This window comes from Terrabacter tumescens, from assembly GCF_014646815.1.
Classification (GTDB): domain Bacteria; phylum Actinomycetota; class Actinomycetes; order Actinomycetales; family Dermatophilaceae; genus Terrabacter; species Terrabacter tumescens.
In genome coordinates, this window is record NZ_BMNZ01000006.1 from 33,419 (window position 1) to 53,334 (window position 19,916).

The following is a 19,916-nucleotide window of genomic DNA, read 5'->3' on the forward strand; positions in this document are numbered from 1 at the left end:
GCCGAGGCGGCCGTGCTCACGACGTCTGGTCGATGAGCACGGCCGTCTCCCAGGCCCACTCGCGCCAGAGGTCGTAGCGGCCCGAGCGGCCTCCGTGACCGGCCGCCATCTCGGTGCGGAAGAGGATCTGCGCCGGGTCGTCGACGCCGAGGTCCGCGTGCCGCAGCGCCGCGACCCACTTGGCCGGCTCGGTGACGTAGACGCGCGTGTCGTCGAGCCCGGCGGTCACGAGCAGGCTCGGGTGCCGACCGGGGGTGACGTTCTCGTAGGGCGCGTAGGACTTCATGAGGGCGTATGCCGCGGGGTCCTCGAGCGGGTTGCCCCACTCCTCCCACTCCACGACGGTGAGGGGCAGGCTCGGGTCGAGCACCGTGGTGAGCGCGTCGACGAACGGGACCTGGGCGTGCACGAAGCGGAAGCGCTCGGGGGCGAGGTTGACGACAGCACCCATGAGCAGCCCGCCGGCCGAACCGCCCTCTGCCGCAAGGCGGTCGGGGGCGACGACCCCGGTCTCGACGAGATGATCGGCGCAGGTCACGAAGTCGGTGAAGGTGTTTGGCTTGGACTGCAGCTTGCCGTCGTCGTACCAGGACCGCCCCATCTCGGACCCGCCCCGCACGTGGGCGATGGCGAAGACCCAGCCGCGGTCGAGGAGCGAGAGGCGCAGCACCGAGAACCACGGGTCGCTCGAGATGCCGTAGGCGCCGTAGGCGTTGAGCAGGCCCGGCGCGGTGCCGTCGCTCGGCACGTCGTGGCGGTGCACGATCGAGATCGGGATCCGGGTGCCGTCGGCGGCCGTGGCCCACTCGCACCGCTGCCGGTAGCGCCCGAGGTCGACGTCTCCGCGGACGTGCTGCTGCTTGAGCAGCGTGAAGGTGCGGGCGTGGACGTCGTAGTCCTCGACCGTGCGGGGCGTGACGAGCGACTCGTGCACGACCTGCAGCGTGGGGGTGGACGCCTCGGGGTTCACCCCGACGTGCAGGGTGCCGATCGGCTCCCCGACCGCGATGTCGTGGGCCTCCCCCAGACCGTTCGGCGCGGCCGGGTCGCGGAGCACGACGCGCACCCCGGTAGCGCCCTCGCGCCGCAGGGAGACGGCGATGAAGTCGTCGAAACCCTCTGCGCCCGTGACGTACTCGTCCTTCGTGGTGACCTCGAGGGGCACCCAGTCGTCCGCCGAGGTGCTCGTCACGGGAGCGGTGGCCAGCTCGAAGTTGACCCGGTTCGCGTTGTGGGTGACGAGCAGCTGGTCGCCGAAGGGCTCGATGTCGTACTCGACGCCCTGGCGACGCGGCGCGACCGTGCGCGGGGTGCCGAGAGGGTCGTCGGCATCGAGGATCCGGAACTCGCTCGTCGTCTTGGAGCCGATGGCGATGAGGACCAGGCGGTCGTCGCGCGAGGTGCCGACGCCGACGAAGAAGCGCTCGTCGGTCTCCTCGTGCACGAGCACGTCGGCGGAGGCGGGCGTGCCGACCTCGTGACGCCAGACCTGGTGCGGCCGCCACGCGTCGTCCACACGCGTGTAGAAGAGGTGCCGGGCATCGAGGGACCAGGCCAGCGAGCCGCCGGTCTGGCGCACGGTGTCGTCCAGGACGGTGGCGTCCTCGATCCGTCGCACGTACACGTCGTAGCGCTCGTCGCCGACGACGTCCACGGCATACGCCAGCAGGTCGCCGGACGGCGACACTTCGCTCGCCCCGACGGCGAAGAACTCGTGGTCGCGCCCCTCCTCGTTCTGGTCGAGGAGGACCTGCTCGCCGGCGGGCGGCCGACCCCCGTCGAGGGTCGGGCGCCGCGGGTGCTCGGCGACCGCCACACGGGCCTCGACGGCGTACTGCTCCCCCTCGACGGTGCGCGAGTAGTACCACCAGCGGTCGTGGCGCACCGGCACGGAGAGGTCGGTCTCCTCGATGCGCGAGCGGAACTCCTCGAAGACCTGCTCGGCGAGCGGGCGCAGGTGCTCGGTCCGCTCGGTGGCGTAGGCGTTCTCGGCGACGAGCAGCTCGCGCAGCTCCGGGGAGTCCCGGTCGGCCATCCAGGCGTAGGGGTCCTCGAAGCGGTCACCGTGGTGCTCGCGGATGACCGGGTCACGTCGGGCGGTCGGGGGACGGCGCATTCGCGCAGTCTAGGTCGGCGCGGACGACGAGCGGAGCCCGGTGGGCCGTGGCCCGCCGGACGCCGCTCGTCACGCCGCTTGGGCGCTGTCAGGAGGTGGTCAGTGGATCTTGACCTGCCCCTGGACCCGCTGGGTGCGGCTGTCGTAAACGACCGTGCCGGCGCTGTCGCGGACGACGACGCGCACCGTGTCGGGCGTGGCGTCGGTCGCCGTCAGCTCGAAGCGGTAGCCGGGAGCGCCGTCGACGGTGGCCGTGCCCGCGAGCCGGGCCGTGCCACCGGTGACGACGAGCCAGTCGAGGCCCGTGGAGGCGAGCGTCAGGCCCGGCGTCGTCAGGGTCAGCGAGCCGTCGGGGCGGCTGGCGCCCGTCTCGTACTTCGCCGACACCGAGAACTGGCCCTTGCCCGTCGCCGACGGGGAGCCGGCCACGGCACCTGCCGGCGAGACGAACCATCCACCGCCCGTGAGGAACCCGGCCGCGGCGTCGTAGACGACGACGGTCGTCGTGCCCGTGTCGGCGTTGCCCCACTGGTCGGTGACGGTCACGGTGACGGTGTAGACCCCGGCAGCCGAGTAGACGTGGCTGCCGCTGACCGTGCCGCCCGTGACCGTGGCCGCCGTGGTGCCGCCGTCGCCCCACGCGATGCTCGCCGTGTGCGTGTCGAGCGGGTCGGCGTCGGTGAACGTCGCGCTGACGCCGGCCGGGGCGCCGACGGAGACCGCCGACGACGGGCCGGTGACCGCACCCACGACCGGGGCGGCGTTCGTCAGGTCGAGCCCGACGACCACGGGGTCGTGGTCCGAGATGCGGAACTGGTCGGGCGCGTAGAGGCTCGTGACCTGCGCCGGCGTCTTGAACTCGGTGTTGTAGTCGAGGATCGAGGGCTCGTCGGCGTTGACGTGCCAGTCGCCGACCCCCGTCACCTGGCGGTTGATCGACGCCGAGCCGAGGGCGTGGTCGAGGTAGCCCCACTGGCCGTCGAAGGCGTAGGAGTACGCCTCGCGCCCGTTGCGCTGCTCGATGAGGTTGGCGTAGCCGGCCTCCTCGAGCGTCGTGATCGGGTCCTCCTTGGCGTAGGAGTTCATGTCGCCGAGGATGAGGACGTCGGGGTCACCGGTGCCCGTCGGGTCACCGGCCAGCCAGGCGGCCAGCAGCTTCGCCGAGCGGACGCGCACCTCGGTGCAGTTGCCCTGCCCGTCGCCCGCGTCGGGCGTGTCGCACGCGCTGCCCTTGCTCTTGAGGTGGTTCGCGACGGCGACGAACGTGCCGCCGCTCGTGTTGTCGCGGAACGCCTGCGCGAGCGAGGGGCGGTTGCGCGGTCCCGAGTCGCCGCCGTTGACGAAGTCGACGGTGTTGAGCGCCGCCGTCGTGCCCACGGGCCTCACGGCCTTCGGCTTGTAGAGCATGCCGACCTTGATCGCGTCGTTGCCGAGGGCATCGGTCTGGCCGGTGCGTGCGTCGGCGTCGATGAACGCCCACGTGCCGGGGCCGTCCTTCTCGTTGAGCTTGCCGACGAGGAACTGCTCGGCGCTGTCGGCGCCGTAGCCGTCGTTCTCCATCTCCATGAAGGCGACGACGTCGGCCTGCGTGACCGAGACGGCGGCGACCGTCTTGCGCCACTGCCGGTCGAGCTCGGTGGCGGTGTTGGCGCCGCGGCAGTCCATGATCGCGCCCGTCAGGCCGCCACGGCAGTTGTTGCCGGTCGTGTCGAGGGTGTTGAAGAAGTTGAGCAGGTTCATCCCGACGACGCGGGTGTCACCGCCCACGGCGGGCGGGCTCGTCGGTCGCGGGTTGGTCGGCTGGAAGTCGACCGTGGCAGCCGGCGAGACCGGACGGATGCGGTAGGCGTTGGCGCTGGACGCGTTGCCGCCCCACGTCCAGTTCAGGACACCGGTCAGACCGGTCACCGTGTCACCGCCGCGCAGCGTGTTGCTCGCGCTCAGCGGCTGGCCGCCGCGACCGAAGACGATCGGGTCGACGTTCTGCGCCTGCGACGTGTCGTCGAGGATGATCTTGCGCAGGTTGTTGGACTTCTGGAGCGCAGCGGCGTCGGCACCGGGGGCGACGACGTTGGTCGGCTGCTCCAGGCGGCCGCCCTCCGAGAGCGTGACCTGGCCGAAACGGCCGAGCTGGAAGTGCTCGGTGACCGACATCTCCTGCGGGAGGGTGACGAGCATGCCCTCGTAGCGCTCGAGCGTGGTGGCGTCCTCGACGGGGAAGCGCACCTCGGTCGGGGCGACCGTGCCGGTGCCGCAGATCGTGATCGCGGCGGCGCTGACCTGGGTCTGGCCCTGGTTCTCGCCGGCGTTGCCCGTCACGGTGACGAGGTCACCGAGCTCGACGGAGTCGGCGTTGCTGCCCTCGAAGACGAAGATGCCGTCGGACGTCGCGGCGTTGCCGTCGCCCGTCGGGTCCTGGATGAAGAAGCCGCGCAGCGCCGGCGACGCACCCTCGTAGTCGCCGACCACGACGCCGCGCGTCGTGACCGACCCGGTGACGGCAGCCGTGGCGCCACTGCCCTGGATGGCCGGGATCGTGGTCGTCGTGACCTCGCACGGGTTGGCCGCCGGGACCGAGAAGCGCACGACGACGTCGGCGTCCATCGTGTCGGGCGGGTCGATGGCGTCCTCGTCGGTGACGGCGGAGGCGGCAACGGTCAGGGTGCAGGCGTCGCCGAGGGCGAAGTCCGCGGACGGGTCGAGCGTGAACGTGGTCGGACCGCCGGTGACCGAGAGGGTCTTGGCACCGGAGATCGAGCAGGAGAGAATGAAGGCTCCCCCGGCCTTCACCGGCTCGGAGAAGGTGACCGTCGGGCTGGCGTCGACGGCGACCGTGGAGGCGCCGCTCGCCGGGGTGGTCGAGGTGACGCGGGGGGCGGCGTCGGGGGCCGGGCCGCCGTCCACGGTGTGGCTGCCCAGCCCGCTGAAGGTGTCGACGGCGAAGCCGTCCCACTCGACGGCGGGGTCGAAGGCGTCGGCGCCGTTCGTGTCACCCGCGGTGACCGAGGACTTGCGGCGCAGGGTGTTGTCCATGGTCGAGGTGAGGCCCGTGCCCCACTCGGTGCCGGGGTCGAAGCCGACCTTGCCGAAGACGTCGACGACGGCCCCGTCCTTGCGCAGCACGACGGCGTCGTCGCCGTTCCAGTTCGCGCTGCCGCTGGTCTGGTCCGCCTGCGTCAGGATGGCGCTCACGGCCGAGCTGTTGGCCAGCACGTAGACGTCACCCGAGGCGACGGCGCCGGTCAGGGGGATGGTGCTGGTGGCGGACGTGCCGCCGTTGGCGAAGACCTGCACGTCGTACTTGGCCGCCGACAGGTCGGCCGGGGCGCCCGTGCCGTTGTAGATCTCGAGCGCCTTGTTGTTGCTCGAGCCCTCGACGTACTCGCTGATGAACAGCTCCGACGGGGCTGCCGCGGAGGCCGGTGCGGCCGCCACGAAAGGGGTGATGCCCACGGCGAGCGCAGCGGTGGTGACCGCGGCGACCCGGCGCAGGGCAGGACGAGATTGACGCATGGATTTCCTCCCTGGGACCGGCTCTTCCGCACGGTCTGCGGGTCACCCTAGACCGCGGTCGACCGTCTCGCGCGTCGAGATGCCTTCGGGATCCTGAACGCCGGATGACATCGCAACGACGCGTTCGTCACTGCTCCGGCGCGGGGCCCGCGTCGAGCGGCCACGGGCCCGGCCAGCGTGCCAGCCGCCGGCGGGTGACGAAGCGTCGCGGCGTGCCGTCCACGGGGTCGTCGAAGGACAGGACCGCCGCGAGCAGCTGCAGGGGAGCGCTGAAGTCGTCGAGGGCGACGTCGCGCTCGACCGGGTAGAGCGGGTCGTCGACGATGGGGATGCCGAGGCCCTGGAGCTGGCACCGCAGCTGGTGCGTGCGCCCGGTGCGCGGCGTCAGCCGGTAGAGCCCGAGGTCCTCCTCCCCCGGGCGTCCGGCACCGGACGCCCGGCCGACCAGCTCGACGAGCGTCTCGGCGTTGGGTTCGGCGCCCTCGACCTCGTGAGCCTGGTGCGTCCCGTGCTCCTTGACGAGGTGCGTGCGCCGGACGAGCGGCAGCACGAGGTCCTCGCGGAGGGGCGCGACGGCGAGGTACTCCTTGTGCGCGAGCGCCGCGGCGAAGACACCCTGGTAGGCGCCGCGCCACCGCTGCTCGGTCGTGAACATCAGCACGCCCGCCGTCGACCGGTCGAGGCGGTGGGCCGGGGTGAGGCGGCGCTCCCCCGTCAGGACCCGGGCGCGGGCCAGGGCGCTCTGCACGACGTGCCGGCCGCGAGGCATGGTCGCCATGTCGTGCGGCTTGTCGACGACGACGATCCGCTCGTCGCGGTGCAGCACCACGAGCTCCTCGGGGTGCACGACCTCCTCCGGCAGGTCACGGTGCGCCCAGACCGCCGACTGCGGCACGAACGGCGCGTCAGGTGCCACGGCGCGGCCGTCGGCGTCGACGAACTCTCCCGCCGCGAGCATCCGGTCGACGTCGTCGGGCGTCAGCCCCGGCGCGAGGCGCTCGACGAGGTGGTCCCGCAGCGAGACCCACGGGCCGGCCTGCGGCATGCGGAAGCGCTGGGCGTCAACACCGTGGCGCGGCGGCAGCGGCGATGGTGGGACCGGGCCGCGGGCCACGTCAGGTGCTCCGGTCGGCCGGCCCGACGCGTACGACCTCGGCCTCGGTGCCCAGGAACGTGCCGTAGGCAGCGGCCGTCGTCTCGACCTCGCGCCACCGGCGCGTCGACAGCTCGGCGAACGGCGAGACCTCGATGACGACGTGCGCGCGCTTCTGGACGCGGCGCCACGTGCCCGCGACCTCGCCGTCGACGACGAGGGTCGGCTTGAAGACCATGTTGCGGCCCGGCACGACCTTGACGAAGTGCTCCGTGGGCAGACTGACGTCGCGCGACTTGAAGCCGAGGAGGAGCTCGTCCCACTGCGGCAGCAGGTGCACGCCACCGGGTCCCTCAGGGACGTCTCGGGCGTCGACGTGCGTCAGCCACGTCTGCCCGTCGAGCTCCTCGCGCTGGATCCGGTCGTCGACGAGCGCGAGCGCCTCGCGGGTCAGCCCGAGCGGCTTCAGCAGCCAGCCGGCGAGGTCCTTCTCGGTGACGGGCCCGTGGCTGCGGACGTAGCGCTCGACCACCGTCGCCAGGCCTTCTTCGCGAGAAGGCTTGCGGGAGTGAGGAACCCACGTGTCGATGAGGACGAAGCTCGGCTGCTTGCCGATGATCGGGCCCTGGCAGATGAGTCCGCTCATGCAGTGGTGGCCGATGAGGTGGTAGTTGCGCTGGCCGGTGGGGTCGATGCCGTGCTCGACGAGCAGCGCCGCGACCTCGGGCCGGCTCATCGGCTCGCGCAGGTGCTCCTCGAAGAGCCGACCGGCCAGCTCGACGTCACGCTCGGTGAGTCCCAGCTGGGCGAACCGGGTGGCCAGGCTCGTGCTGCGCGGCGCAGCGAGCAGCTCGCACATCCAGCGGGCGTCCTCGGCCGGCACCCAGTGGATCGTGCCGCGCATCGGCCAGGTGCGCACGACCTCACGGTCGCGCACGGCCTGCTCGACCTGCTCGAGGGTGAGGCCGGAGCGCACGCCGAGCGACCACGCGCCGCTCGCGTAGTCCTGGGCCTGCAGCGCCCCGAGCTCGCGGGCCACGTCGAGGGCGGAGACGGGGCCGCCGGCGTCGAGCCGGGGAGCGAGACCGAGCGCGGCCATGCGCGCCCGGCGCAGGCGGCGGCGGTCGCTCTCGCGCATCACGCCCGCATCACTCGCGCATCAGCTGAGGCAGGCCGGACCGAGCAGGGCCTTGAGGTCGCCGAAGAGCGCGGACGTCGCGTTGACCCGCAGCGAGTCGTCGAGGGACATCAGCACCGAGCGGCCGGGCTGGGTCAGCTTGACCTGCACCTCGGTCGCGCCGGGGTGCTCGCCGAGCACCCGCTTGAGGCTCTCGGCGACGGCCGGCGTCGCCCGACCGAGCGGCAGCGTCAGCACGACGGGCCCGCGCGGCCCCTCCTTGATGTCGGGGATCGTCAGCTCCTGGGCGAAGATCGAGATCGAGTCGTCGCGGGCGCTGATGCGGCCCTTCACGGCGCACACGGTGTCCTGCGCCAGCATCGTGGAGTAGGTCATGTAGGCCGACGGGAAGAAGAGGCACTCGATGGCGCCGTCGAGGTCCTCGACGGTGGCGATGGCCCAGAGGTCGCCCTTCTTGGTTCGCTTCAGCTGCAGGCTCGTGATGAGACCGGCCACGGTGACGGGCGTGCCGTCGGCCTTGGGGTCGTCGCCCATGAGCGAGGCGATCGAGGTGTCGGCGTGCGTGGCGAGGATGTGCTCGATGCCAAAGAGCGGGTGGTCGCTGACGTAGAGGCCGAGCATCTCGCGCTCGAAGGAGAGCAGGCTGGCCTTGTCCCACTCGAGCGTGGGCACGGGCGGCAGTCCGTCGAAGGCGCCCGGCCCGTCGGCGGCGCCGGCGTCGGTGTCGTCGCCGAAGCTGCCGAAGAGGCTGTCCTGGCCGATGGCCTCCTGCTTCTTCACCTCGACGAGGGCGTCGATGTAGCGCTCGTGCACCTCGACCATGCCGCGGCGGCTCTCGCCGAGCGAGTCGAACGCGCCGCCCTTGATGAGCGACTCGATGGTGCGCTTGTTGCAGACGACGGCCGGCACCTTGGAGAGGAAGTCCTTGAACGAGGCGAAGGCGCCCTTCTCCTCGCGGGCCTTGACGATCGCCTGGACGACGGGGAGGCCGACGTTGCGGATGGCGGCGAGGCCGAAGCGGATGTCGGTGCCGACGGCGGCGAAGTTGGCGATCGACTCGTTGACGTCGGGCGGCAGCACCTTGATGCCCATGTGCCGGCACTCGTTGAGGTAGAGCGCCGACTTGTCCTTGTCGTCGCGCACGCTCGTCAGCAGGGCCGCCATGTACTCGGCCGGGTAGTTGGCCTTGAGGTAGCCCGTCCAGTACGACACGAGGCCGTATGCCGCCGTGTGCGCCTTGTTGAACGCGTAGTCCGAGAAGGGGACGAGGACACCCCAGAGCGCCGCGATCGAGGCCTCGTTGAAGCCCTGCGACTTCATGCCCTCGGAGAAGGGGACGTACTCGGCGTCGAGGACCTCCTTCTTCTTCTTGCCCATGGCGCGACGGAGCAGGTCGGCGTTGCCGAGCGTGTAGCCGGCGAGCTTCTGGGCGATCTCCATGACCTGCTCCTGGTAGATGACCAGGCCGTAGGTCATCCCGAGGATCGGGTCGAGGGCGTCGATCATCTCCTGCTGGAGCTTGCCCTTCAGCTGGGGGTCGAGCGGGACGACCTCCTGCTTGCCGTTCTTGCGCAGCGCGAAGTTCGTGTGGGCGTTGACGCCCATCGGGCCCGGTCGGTAGAGCGCGAGGGCGGCGGAGATGTCCTCGAAGTTGTCGGGCTGCATGAGGCGCAGCAGCGAGCGCATGCCGCCGCCGTCGAGCTGGAAGACGCCGAGGGTGTCACCGCGGCCGAGCAGCTCGTAGGTGGCGCGGTCGTCGAGGGTCTTGGACAGCTCGTCGAGGTCGATGTCCTCGTCGCGGTTGAGCTTGATGTTCTCGATGGCGTCGTCGAGGATCGTCAGGTTGCGCAGCCCGAGGAAGTCCATCTTGACCAGGCCGAGCGACTCGCAGCTCGGGTAGTCGAACTGCGTGATGATCTGGCCGTCCTGCAGGCGGCGCATGATCGGGATGACGTCGACGAGCGGCTCGCTGCTCATGATGACGCCGGCCGCGTGCACGCCCCACTGGCGCTTCAGGCCCTCGAGGCCGAGCGCCGTCGCGACGACCTCCTGGGCCTGCGGGTCCTCGTCGTGGACGACGCGGAAGTCGCCGGCCTCGTTGTAGCGCTTGGAGTCGGGCTTGAAGACGTCGGCGAGCGGCATGCCCTTGCCCATGACGTCCGGCGGCATCGCCTTGGTGAGCTTCTCGCCCATCGCGAAGGGGTGGCCGAGGACGCGGCTCGCGTCCTTGAGGGCCTGCTTGGCCTTGATCGTGCCGTACGTGACGATCTGGGCGACGCGCTCCTCGCCGTACTTCTCCGTGACGTAGCGGATGACCTCACCGCGCCGGCGCTCGTCGAAGTCGACGTCGAAGTCGGGCATCGACATGCGCTCGGGGTTGAGGAACCGCTCGAAGATCAGACCGTGCGGCACCGGGTCGAGGTCGGTGATGCCCATCGCGTAGGCGCACATCGAGCCGGCGCCCGAGCCACGGCCCGGGCCGACGCGGATGCCGTTGCGCTTGGCCCAGTTGATGAAGTCGGCGACGACGAGGAAGTAGCCGGGGTAGCCCTTGGAGACGATGACGTCCTCCTCGAAGGCCGCCTGCTTGCGGGCGTAGTCCGGCACCCCTCCGGGGAACCGGCGTGCGAGGCCGGTCTCGACCTCCTTGATGAACCACGAGGTCTCGTCCTCGCCCTCGGGGCAGGGGAACCGCGGCATGTAGCGGCCCTCCCCCTCGGTGAAGGAGACCTCGCAGCGCTCGGCGATGAGCAGGGTGTTGTCGCACGCCTCGGGCAGCTCGCGCCACAGGTGGCGCATCTCCTGGGCGGACTTGAGGTAGAAGTCGTCGGCGTCGAACTTGAACCGGTTGGGGTCCATCAGCGTCGAGCCGGACTGGACGCACAGCAGGGCCGCGTGCGCCTTGGCGTCCTCGGCCCGCGTGTAGTGCAGGTCGTTGGTGGCCACGAGCGGCAGCTTGAGGTCGCGCGCGAGCCGGATGAGCTCCTTCTGCGTGCGCCGCTCGATGTCGAGGCCGTGGTCCATCAGCTCGACGTAGACGTTCTCGTTGCCGAAGATGTCGCGCAGCTCGGCCGCGACCTCGCGGGCCTCGTCGTACATCCCGAAGCGCAGCTTGGTCTGGATCTCGCTCGACGGGCAGCCCGTCGTGACGATGAGGCCCTTGCCGTAGGTCGAGAGCAGGTCCCGGTCGATGCGGGGCCACTTCGTGTAGACCTGGTCGAGGCTCGCGATGGAGCTCATCCGGAAGAGGTTGTGCATGCCCTGGTTGTTCTGGGCGAGCATCGTCATGTGGGTGTACGCGCCACTGCCCGAGACGTCGTCGCGGCCGCCGTCACCCCAGCTGATCTTGGTGCGGTCGGTGCGGTGCGTGCCGGGGGTGATGTAGGCCTCGACGCCGATGATCGGCTTGACCCCCGTGCCCTGCGCCTTCTTCCAGAACTCGTAGGCGCCGAACACGTAGCCGTGGTCGGTCGTCGCGAGTGCCGGCATGCCCATCCGCGCCGCCTCGCTGAAGAGGTCGCCGATACGGGCGGCCCCGTCGAGCATGGAGTACTCCGTGTGCACGTGGAGGTGCACGAAGTTCGGGTCGTTTCGCGGGGCGGCTTCGGTCGACATCGTGGACGAGTCTAAGCCTCCCCGCGGACACTCCTCGCGTGTCGGGACAGGGTGTCGGACCGGGGTTGCGACGGCCACCCGGTACCCCGCTCACGCGCCCCCCGAAGGCGCGCTGACGGCATACGCCATCGGGCTTCACCCTCAGGTCGAAGGTGCAGGTCTCAGAACGTCGAGACGATGTCGAGGGCCCGCTGGAGGTCCTCCGGGTAGGGGCTCTCGAAGTGGACGTACTCCCCCGTGCCCGGGTGCTCGAACCCCAGCCCCACGGCGTGCAGCCACTGCCGCTCGAGCTTGAGCCGCGCCGCGAGCTTGGGGTCCGCCCCGTAGGTCAGGTCGCCGCAGCACGGGTGGTGCAGCGCCGCGAAGTGGACGCGGATCTGGTGGGTGCGACCCGTCTCGAGGTGGATCTCGAGCAGGCTCGCGTGCCGGAACGCCTCGAGCACCTCGTAGTGCGTGACCGATGGCTTGCCGCTCTTCATGACCGCGAACTTGTAGTCGTGGCCCGGGTGGCGTCCGATCGGCGCGTCGACGGTGCCGACGACGGGGTCGGGAAGCCCCTGCACGAGCGCGTGGTACGTCTTGTCGACGGTCCGGCTGCGGAAGGCCTGCTTGAGCCGGGAGTAGGCGTACTCGCTCTTCGCCACGACCATGAGGCCCGACGTGCCCACGTCGAGACGGCTCACGATCCCCTGGCGCTCCGGCGCCCCCGAGGTGGAGATGCGGTAGCCGGCGGCGGCGAGGCCGGACACCACGTCGGGCCCGCTCCAGCCCACGCTCGGGTGGGCCGCGACACCGACGGGCTTGTCGACGACGACGATGTCGTCGTCGTCGTGGACGATCGACATGCCAGGGACCGGCTGGGCGATGACCTGCAGGCTGGGGCTCTCCTCGGGCCGCGGCAGCGACACCTCGAGCATCGAGCCGGCCGAGAGCCGCTCGGACTTGGCGACGGACTTGCCGTCGAGCACGACGTGGCCCTCGGCGGCGAGGTCGGCGGCCTTGGTGCGCGAGACCCCGAAGAGTCGGGCCACCCCGGCGTCCACCCGCTCGCCCTCGAGCCCGTCCGGCACGAGCACGGTGCGCACGTCAGGCATGCTCGCCCCCCGGACGGCGCTCGTCGCGCGGGTCGGACGCCTCGGGCATCCGGTCGGTCTGTCGGGTCATGTCGTGGTCGCCGTTCGCGGTGGTCTGGTCGGTGGGTCCGTGGGTGGGTTCGTGGGTGGGCTCGTCCGTGGCCCGGTGGCTGGAGTCGCCGTTGCGGTCGTCGGTGTCGGCGGTGTCGGCGGTGGGGTCCTCGCCGCCCCGACCGGTCGGGGCGGCGACGGCCGCGCCACGGCCGTGGTCGCGGCGCCCGTCGACGCCGATCCCGACGAGCGCGAGGATCACGATGAGCCCCGCCGCCGAGACGATCCAGATGTCGGCGACGTTGCCGATGAACCACCGGTTGTAGTCGATGAAGTCGACGACGTGGCCCTGTCCGCCGCCCGGCGGTCGGACGAACCGGTCGGTGAGGTTGCCGATCGCGGCGCCGAGCAGCAGCCCGAGCGCGATGGCCCACGCCCGCGAGCCCAGCTGGCGCGCCACGACGATGATCGCGACGAGCACCGCGAGGGCGATCCCGGTCATGACCCACGTGTTGCCCGCGCCGAGCGACAGGGCCGCCCCGGGGTTGCCGATGAGCTTGAACCGGATGACGTCGCCGATGAAGGGACGTGGCTCGCCGTCGGCGAGGACGTCGAGCGCGACCATCTTCGTGGCCTGGTCGGTGGCGTACGCGAGGACGGCGACGACACCGAGGACGACGAAGAGCCGTCTGCGGCGCTCGGGTCCCGGGCGGCGCTCCTCGGCGGTCCTCGAGCTCACGGCCTCATCGGTCGTGGACGGGGTGGTAGTGGTGGACGCGCCGTCGACCCCCGCTCGGGGGGTCGACGTGGCGTGTTCGGGCGTCAGTGGCGGTCCTGCTTCTCCTGGCATGTCATGCACAGGGTCGCACGAGGACGGGCCTGAAGTCGAAGCTTGCCGATCGGGTTGCCGCAGTTCTCGCAGATGCCGTACGTCCCGGCCTCCAGCTGCTCGAGCGCGTGCTCGGCCTGGCGCAAACTCGCACGGGCGTTGGCGGCCACGGAGATCTCGTGCTCTCGCTCGGCGGTCTTGGCGCCGGCGTCGGCCTGGTCGTCTCCCGAACCGTCACCCGAGGCGCGCAGGAGGTCGTCGAGCTCGTCCTCGGCCAGCTTGAGCTCGACGCGGTGCTGCTCGATCTCCTCGAGGAGCACGCCGCGCACCTCGCTGATCTCGTCCTCGCTCCACGGGCTCTCGTCGTCCTTGACCCGGAGCTGCTCAGCGATCTTGCGGGCGCTGGGGCGGTTCGTGCCGGCGGCCTTCTTCGCGGCCGTGCGGGATCCTGCGGTGGAGCTCGTCGTCACTGCTGCCTTCTTGGTTCGGGTTGCCGGGGCCTTGGCTGCGGGCTTGGCGGCCGCGGCTCCTGCTGTGGTGGTCTTGGTGGCCCGCTTCGTCGCGGGGGTGGGCTTCGTCGTCGACGCCTTGCCGGCCGGGGCAGCCTTGGTCGCCGCCGCCTTCTTCGCGGGCGCCGCCGTGACGGCTGACACCTTCTTCGCGGGGGCCTTGGTCGCCGGCGCCTTCTTGGCCGGTGCAGCCTTGGTCGCCGCCTTCTTCGCCGGCGCAGCCTTGGCGGCGGAGGCCTTGGTGGCCTGTGCAGCCTTGGCGGCCGGCGACTTCTTCGCGGGCGCCGCCTTGGTGGCCGGCGCCTTCTTCGCGGGCGCCGCCTTGGCGGCCGACGCCTTCGGGGCCGGCTTGGCCTTCGTCGTCAGCGCCTTCGCGGTGGTGGCCTTCTTCGACGCAGACGTCTTGGGAGCGGGCGCGGCCTTCGTGGCTGCGCCCGTCGTCCTGCTCGTGGTTGACCGCCGGGCCGCGGTCGTCGCCGCTGCCGTCTTCTTAGCCGCCATCGGACCCTCCGTCGGTCAAGCCGTCGACGCTGACAAGTGGGGCTGACAATAAGCCCCGCACGGGTCGTGCACAAACGCGAAACGCGCATGAGGGCAAAGTGTTCGCCCCTCAGGACGACGAAGGCCGTCCGGGATGGTTCCCGGACGGCCTTCGTGCGTCTGTTCGAGGTGGGACTCAGCCCTGGTTGCCGTCTCCGGCGCCGACGTGGGCCGGCTCCTGGGCACTCGAGTCGAGGTCGTGGAGCTGACCTTCGATGTAGGACTTGAGGTTGCTGCGGTAGTTCTTCTCGAAGCCCCGCAGCTCGGCGATCTTGCGGTCGAGCAGGCCCTTCTGCTTGTCGAGCTCCTCGAGCAGGGCGGCCTTCTTCTGCTGGGCCTCGGCGACCATGCCGGTCGCGCGCTCGCGGGCCTCGGTCAGCATCTCGTCGCGCTCGGTCGTCGCCTCGGCGATCATCTGGTCGCGCTGCGAGGTGGCCTCGGCGATCATCTGGTCACGCTGGGCGGCCGCGGCCGCCGAGATCTGCTCGGCCTGCTCGGTGGCCTCCTTGTGGCGGTTCTGACCGGTGCTGATCAGCTCGTCGTGACGAGCCTGCGCCGCGGCGAGCATCTCGCGGTGGCGGTTCTCGGCCTCGGAGATGAGCTCGTCGCGTCGGATCTCACCCGCAGCCACGTGCTCGTCGTGGAGACGCTGCGCGAGGGCGATGACGCCCGCTGCGTCGAGGTTGCCCGAGGCGGCGGCCGGGGCCGCGGCTGCCGCAGCGGCGACCGGCGCCGCAGCAGGAGCCTGGGCGGCCTTGGCGGCCTGCTCACGCAGGCGGGCGGCCTCGGCGGCAGCAGCTTCGGCGTCGGCCTGGGCCTTGGCGGCACGCTCCTCGGAGGCGCGGGCGTTCTCCTGGGCCTTGGTGAGCTTGGCCTCGGCGTCGGCGACCTGCGAGTTGAGGCCGTTGAGCTTGGCCTGCGCGTCGTTGAGGGCCTGGGAGTCCACCGCGGACTTGGCGGCAGCCTCGGCGCGGTCGGCCTCGGCCTTGGCGCGCTCGATGCGCTCCTTGGCGACGCGCTCGGCGTTCTCGGCGTCGGCCTTGGCCTTGGCGGCGCGGTCCGAAGCGGCCTTGAAGGCGCGCTCTGCGTCCTGGATCTTCGCCGTCAGGCCACCGAGCTTGGCCTCGTCGCCGGGGCGACCGACGGCCGGCATGGCCGCGGTGGCGCCGTCGGCACGGACGGCCGACTGGTTCTTGCTCGCGCGGCAGTCGTTGAGCTGCTTCAGGTAGTCGTCACGCTGCTCGATGAGCGAACGCATCTCCGCCACGATCTCGTCGAGGAAGTCGTCAACATCCCGCTCCTCGTAGCCACGACGGAACTGCGTGGTCTGGAAGTGCTTGTTGAGCACCTGTTCAGGCGTAAGCGCCATGTGTCACCTCGATACAGACGTAATGGTTCGGGTCAACGGTATCTAACGTTCCGGTCACGAACCAAAGCCATGCTCACCGATCGGCGTGTGGACCCCGTGGCCCGCACGTGTCAGACGAGGGGACGAGGTGGCCGCCGGTCGGTCAGAAGAAGCTCGGCACGTTGAGAGCGAGAGAGGTCAGCAACATCAGGACGAGGAAGCTGAGGTCGAGTCGGACGCCACCGAGGTTCGGCGACGGGATCACCTTGCGCAGGGCGCGCAGCGGCGGGTCGGTCACGGTGTAGACGGCCTCGGCCAGGACGAGCACGACCCCGGAGGGCCGCCACGACCGAGCCAGCACCTGCACCCAGTCGATGACGAAGCGACCGATGAGGGCGATGAAGAAGGTGAAGACCACCACCCCGTAGATCGTCCAGAACACGTCCATGTCCGTCAGTGTCCCTGATCCGGGGGCAGGAGTGTGAACCGGGGTGCGGGAGGACGTCGTCGCGGCACGGGTTCCTGCTCAGGACTCGCCGCCGCGCCGCTCAGCTCTGGTTGAAGAATCCGCGCGTCGAGGCGGCCGGCGCCTCGGGCTCGTCGGCGGAGATCTCGACGTGGGCCGGCGAGAGCAGGAACACCTTGGAGGTGACCCGCTCGATGGTGCCGTGCAGGCCGAAGACGAGGCCGGCCGCGAAGTCGACGAGTCGCTTGGCGTCGGCGTCGTCCATGTCGCTGAGGTTCATGATGACCGGGACCTGGTCACGGAACCACTCGCCGATGTTCTTGGCCTCGTTGTAGGTCCGCGGGTGGATCGTCGTGATGCGGTTGAGCGAGCCGACCTCGACGTCCCGCACGACGGCGGCCACGGGTCGCTTGGTGGGCAGCTGCGTCACGGCTGCGGTGTGCTCGGTCTCGTCGTCGTAGCGGTCGGAGTCGTCATAGGCGTCGTACTCGTCGTAACGGTCGTGACGATGGTCCTCCTCGCTGAGTCCGAGGTACACCATCGTCTTGCGCAGTGCCCCTGCCATGGCCAACTCCCAAAACGTCGGATTGTGATCGTTGACGACGTTACAGAAGTGACGGGCGTGAACCGAGGATTGCGGTGCCGACACGCAGGTGTGTCGCGCCGTGCCGGAGGCCCGCCTCCAGATCGCCACTCATCCCGGCGGAGATCCAGTCCGCGTCCGGGTGACGAGCACGTATGCCGTCAGCGACGTCGTGCAGCCGAGCGAACGCCTCGTCGGGGTCGGCGCCCAGCGGCGCGACGGCCATGACGCCTCGCAGATCCAGAAGTCCTTGTGCCGCAACGACGTCCGCCATCTCGTCGGCCTGCTCCGGCAGCACCCCGCCGCGAGAGGCCGCGCCGTCGAGGCTCACCTGGAGGAGCACCTGCAGGCGTCGGTCGGCGGCGTGCGCGCCCTTGGCGAGAGCCGTCACGAGCTTGGCGCGGTCGACGGACTCGACGACGTCGGCATAGCCCGCGACGTGGGCGGCCTTGTTGCTCTGGAGCTGCCCGATGAAGTGCAGCGTGAGGTCGGGCTCCCCGGCGTCAGCCAGGGCGCGACGCACCTCTGCGAACTTCTCGCCGGCCTCCTGGTCGCGGTTCTCGCCGAAGTGCCGCACCCCCAGCCGGTGGAGCAGCAGGACGTCCGAGGCCGGGAAGTACTTCGTGACCACGACGAGCGTGACGGCGCCGGGGTCGCGCCCCGCCTCGGCACACCCGCGGGCGATGCGCTCGTGGACGGCCGCGAGGTTGGCGCGCAGCTGCTCCACCCGGGCCGCGGCGTCGGCGGTCATGACGGCGCCCCGCGTCGCACGACGACGCCTGCGAACCGGCCCGTGCGGCCGTCGCGACGGTAGGAGTAGAGGTCGCCACTCTCACGCGTGCAACCCGGAACCCATTGCACGGCAACGTTCTCGGCAGCCAGCTGCTCGACCACGCCCGCCGCGACGTCGATGGCGTGGGTCCCGGTCCAGGACCGCGCCACGGACGACGCCGCGGCCTCGGCAGCCGCGCGCGCCAGGTCGTCGGGGACCTCGTAGCAGCGACCGCAGACCGACGGGCCGACGGCGGCGGACACGGACGTCGCACCGAGGTCGCGCATGGCGTCGACGGCTCGTCCGACGATGCCTCCGACCATGCCGGGCCGGCCCGCGTGGACGGCTCCGACGACCCCCGCGTCCGCGTCGTGCAGGAGAACGGGGACGCAGTCCGCCACGAGGACCGCGAGGGCGAGGTCCGGCACGCGACTGACGATCGCGTCCACCTCGGGCGCCTCGCCGTCCCAGGGCGCGTCGACCTCGACGACGTCGCAGCCGTGCACCTGGTTCATGAAGAGCAGGCGCTCGCGGGCCACGTCGACCTCATGGGCCAGGGCGACCCGGTTGCCCTCGACGTCGGCGACGTCGTCCCCGACGTGACCGCCGAGGTTGAGCCCGGCATACGCCCCGCTCCCCAGGCCCGCCGAGCGGCCGGTGAAATGGAGGTCGACCGCCGGGCCGCCGCTGTCGTCGGGAGTGCTGGAGCGCCAGTAGAACACGGTGACCAACCTACGTCGAGTGCTCACTTCCCCACGCCGCGACCCCGGTGCGGACCGGTGAACGCGACGGGCGTGGGGAAATGAGCACTCGACAGGGCCTACTTGAGGAAGTCCGGCACGTCGAGGTCGTCACCCTCGTCGAAGGTCACCTGGCGCGGCGGCTGCTGCACTGGCTGCGCGGCCGGAGCCGGAGCGTGGTGCTGCGGCTGCTGTTGGTGGGCCGGCGCCGTGGCCGGCTGCTGCGTGGGCAGCTGCTGCCCCTGGTGCTGGGGCTGGTGCTGCTGGGGCTGGTGCTGCTGCACGGGCGCGGCGTGCACCTGCTGCGAGGCGGGCTGCGGCACACCGTTGGTCTGGTGCTGCTGCGACTGCTGCGACTGCTGCGGCGACGGAGCGGCGGCGGGACGCTGCTGCTGGGCCTGCTGGGGACGTCCCATGACCTGTCCGAGCGCACGGTCGTCGTGACGCTGGGTGGGGCCGCCGCTGTCGAACCCGGCCGCGATGACCGTGACGCGGACCTCGTCGCCGAGGGCGTCGTCGATGACCGCACCGAAGATGATGTTCGCCTCGGGGTGCGCGGCCTCCTGGACGAGTCGCGCCGCCTCGTTGATCTCGAAGAGGCCGAGGTCGGACCCGCCCTGGATCGACAGGAGCACGCCGTGGGCGCCGTCGATGGAGGCCTCGAGGAGGGGGCTGCTGATGGCCAGCTCGGCGGCCTGGACGGCACGGTCCTCGCCGCGGGCGGAGCCGATGCCCATGAGCGCCGAGCCGGCGCCCTGCATGACCGACTTGACGTCGGCGAAGTCGAGGTTGATCAGGCCGGGCGTCGTGATGAGGTCGGTGATGCCCTGGACACCGGAGAGCAGGACCTGGTCGGCCGATCGGAAGGCGTCCATCATCGAGACGTTGCGGTCGCTGATCGACAGGAGGCGGTCGTTGGGGATGACGATCAGCGTGTCGACCTCCTCGCGGAGGCTCCCGATGCCCGACTCGGCCTGGTTGGCTCGGCGTCGGCCCTCGAACGTGAACGGACGCGTCACGACGCCGATCGTCAGGGCGCCGAGCTGGCGGGCGATGCGAGCCACGACGGGCGCGCCGCCCGTGCCGGTGCCGCCGCCCTCACCGGCGGTGACGAAGACCATGTCGGCCCCCTTGAGGACCTCCTCGATCTCTTCGGCGTGGTCCTCGGCGGCCTTCTTGCCGACCTCGGGGTCGGCGCCCGCACCGAGGCCGCGGGTGAGCTCGCGGCCGACGTCGAGCTTGACGTCGGCGTCGCTCATCAGCAGTGCCTGGGCATCGGTGTTGATGGCGATGAACTCGACACCCTTGAGGCCGACCTCGATCATGCGATTGATGGCATTGACGCCGCCGCCGCCGATGCCGACGACCTTGATGACGGCCAAGTAGTTCTGCGGTGCTGCTGCCACGAGAGTGGGCCTTCCTGACTGGTGGTGCCGGTGCTACGGGTGGTCTGGGGGACGAACAGGTGCGGGTGGTGCGTGCCGAGCCGCGGACTGGGCGCCGGGGCCGGGCGGGATGGGGCTGTGGAGA

14 protein-coding genes are annotated in these 19,916 nt (G+C 71.0%); all 14 read right to left on the bottom strand.

Annotation, left to right across the window (positions count from 1 at the left end):
- Positions 1-16: 16 nt before the first annotated feature.
- The 14 genes from IEY30_RS15510 to ftsZ all read right to left on the bottom strand — a co-directional run bounded on the left by IEY30_RS15510 (position 17) and on the right by ftsZ (position 19,792).
- On the bottom strand, positions 17-2,116 hold the full coding sequence (locus IEY30_RS15510; RefSeq protein ID WP_030199971.1) for a S9 family peptidase: 2,100 nt from the start codon (positions 2,114-2,116) through the stop codon (positions 17-19).
- 99 nt (positions 2,117-2,215) lie between these two features.
- Positions 2,216-5,629, bottom strand: coding sequence for an ExeM/NucH family extracellular endonuclease (locus IEY30_RS15515; protein ID WP_030199974.1), 3,414 nt, complete (start codon positions 5,627-5,629; stop codon positions 2,216-2,218).
- 127 nt (positions 5,630-5,756) lie between these two features.
- Positions 5,757-6,674, bottom strand: a complete 918-nt coding sequence (locus IEY30_RS15520) for a pseudouridine synthase (RefSeq protein ID WP_081920546.1) — start codon at positions 6,672-6,674, stop codon at positions 5,757-5,759.
- Between the two features lie 70 nt (positions 6,675-6,744).
- Positions 6,745-7,860: a winged helix DNA-binding domain-containing protein gene (locus tag IEY30_RS15525; RefSeq protein ID WP_229675031.1), complete on the bottom strand. Its 1,116-nt coding sequence runs from the start codon at positions 7,858-7,860 to the stop codon at positions 6,745-6,747.
- A 21-nt stretch (positions 7,861-7,881) separates the two neighbouring features.
- Positions 7,882-11,475, bottom strand: a complete 3,594-nt coding sequence (gene dnaE, locus IEY30_RS15530) for a DNA polymerase III subunit alpha (protein WP_030199980.1) — start codon at positions 11,473-11,475, stop codon at positions 7,882-7,884.
- Between the two features lie 161 nt (positions 11,476-11,636).
- Positions 11,637-12,569, bottom strand: coding sequence for an RluA family pseudouridine synthase (locus IEY30_RS15535; protein ID WP_030199981.1), 933 nt, complete (start codon positions 12,567-12,569; stop codon positions 11,637-11,639).
- Positions 12,562-13,338: a signal peptidase II gene (lspA, locus tag IEY30_RS15540; RefSeq protein WP_030199982.1), complete on the bottom strand. Its 777-nt coding sequence runs from the start codon at positions 13,336-13,338 to the stop codon at positions 12,562-12,564. Before lspA ends, IEY30_RS15535 begins: the two co-directional genes overlap by 8 nt.
- 83 nt (positions 13,339-13,421) lie before the next feature.
- Positions 13,422-14,438 carry a TraR/DksA family transcriptional regulator gene (locus IEY30_RS21955; protein WP_043416979.1) on the bottom strand — a complete coding sequence of 339 codons (1,017 nt, stop codon included), beginning with the start codon at positions 14,436-14,438 and terminating at the stop codon, positions 13,422-13,424.
- A 175-nt stretch (positions 14,439-14,613) separates the two neighbouring features.
- Positions 14,614-15,846, bottom strand: coding sequence for a DivIVA domain-containing protein (locus tag IEY30_RS15550; RefSeq protein WP_030199991.1), 1,233 nt, complete (start codon positions 15,844-15,846; stop codon positions 14,614-14,616).
- A 142-nt stretch (positions 15,847-15,988) separates the two neighbouring features.
- Positions 15,989-16,273, bottom strand: coding sequence for a YggT family protein (locus IEY30_RS15555; RefSeq protein WP_030199992.1), 285 nt, complete (start codon positions 16,271-16,273; stop codon positions 15,989-15,991).
- A gap of 100 nt (positions 16,274-16,373) precedes the next feature.
- Positions 16,374-16,856 (bottom strand): cell division protein SepF, encoded by a 483-nt coding sequence (locus IEY30_RS15560; RefSeq protein WP_030199993.1) that lies wholly within the window; start codon positions 16,854-16,856, stop codon positions 16,374-16,376.
- A 40-nt stretch (positions 16,857-16,896) separates the two neighbouring features.
- On the bottom strand, positions 16,897-17,625 hold the full coding sequence (locus tag IEY30_RS15565; protein WP_030199994.1) for a YggS family pyridoxal phosphate-dependent enzyme: 729 nt from the start codon (positions 17,623-17,625) through the stop codon (positions 16,897-16,899).
- The gene (locus tag IEY30_RS15570; protein WP_030199996.1) at positions 17,622-18,368 is read right to left on the bottom strand and encodes a purine nucleoside phosphorylase YfiH/LACC1 family protein; all 747 of its coding nucleotides are present in this window, start codon (positions 18,366-18,368) and stop codon (positions 17,622-17,624) included. Before IEY30_RS15570 ends, IEY30_RS15565 begins: the two co-directional genes overlap by 4 nt.
- A 98-nt stretch (positions 18,369-18,466) precedes the next feature.
- Positions 18,467-19,792 (bottom strand): cell division protein FtsZ, encoded by a 1,326-nt coding sequence (ftsZ, locus tag IEY30_RS15575; RefSeq protein ID WP_030199998.1) that lies wholly within the window; start codon positions 19,790-19,792, stop codon positions 18,467-18,469.
- Positions 19,793-19,916: the final 124 nt, after the last annotated feature.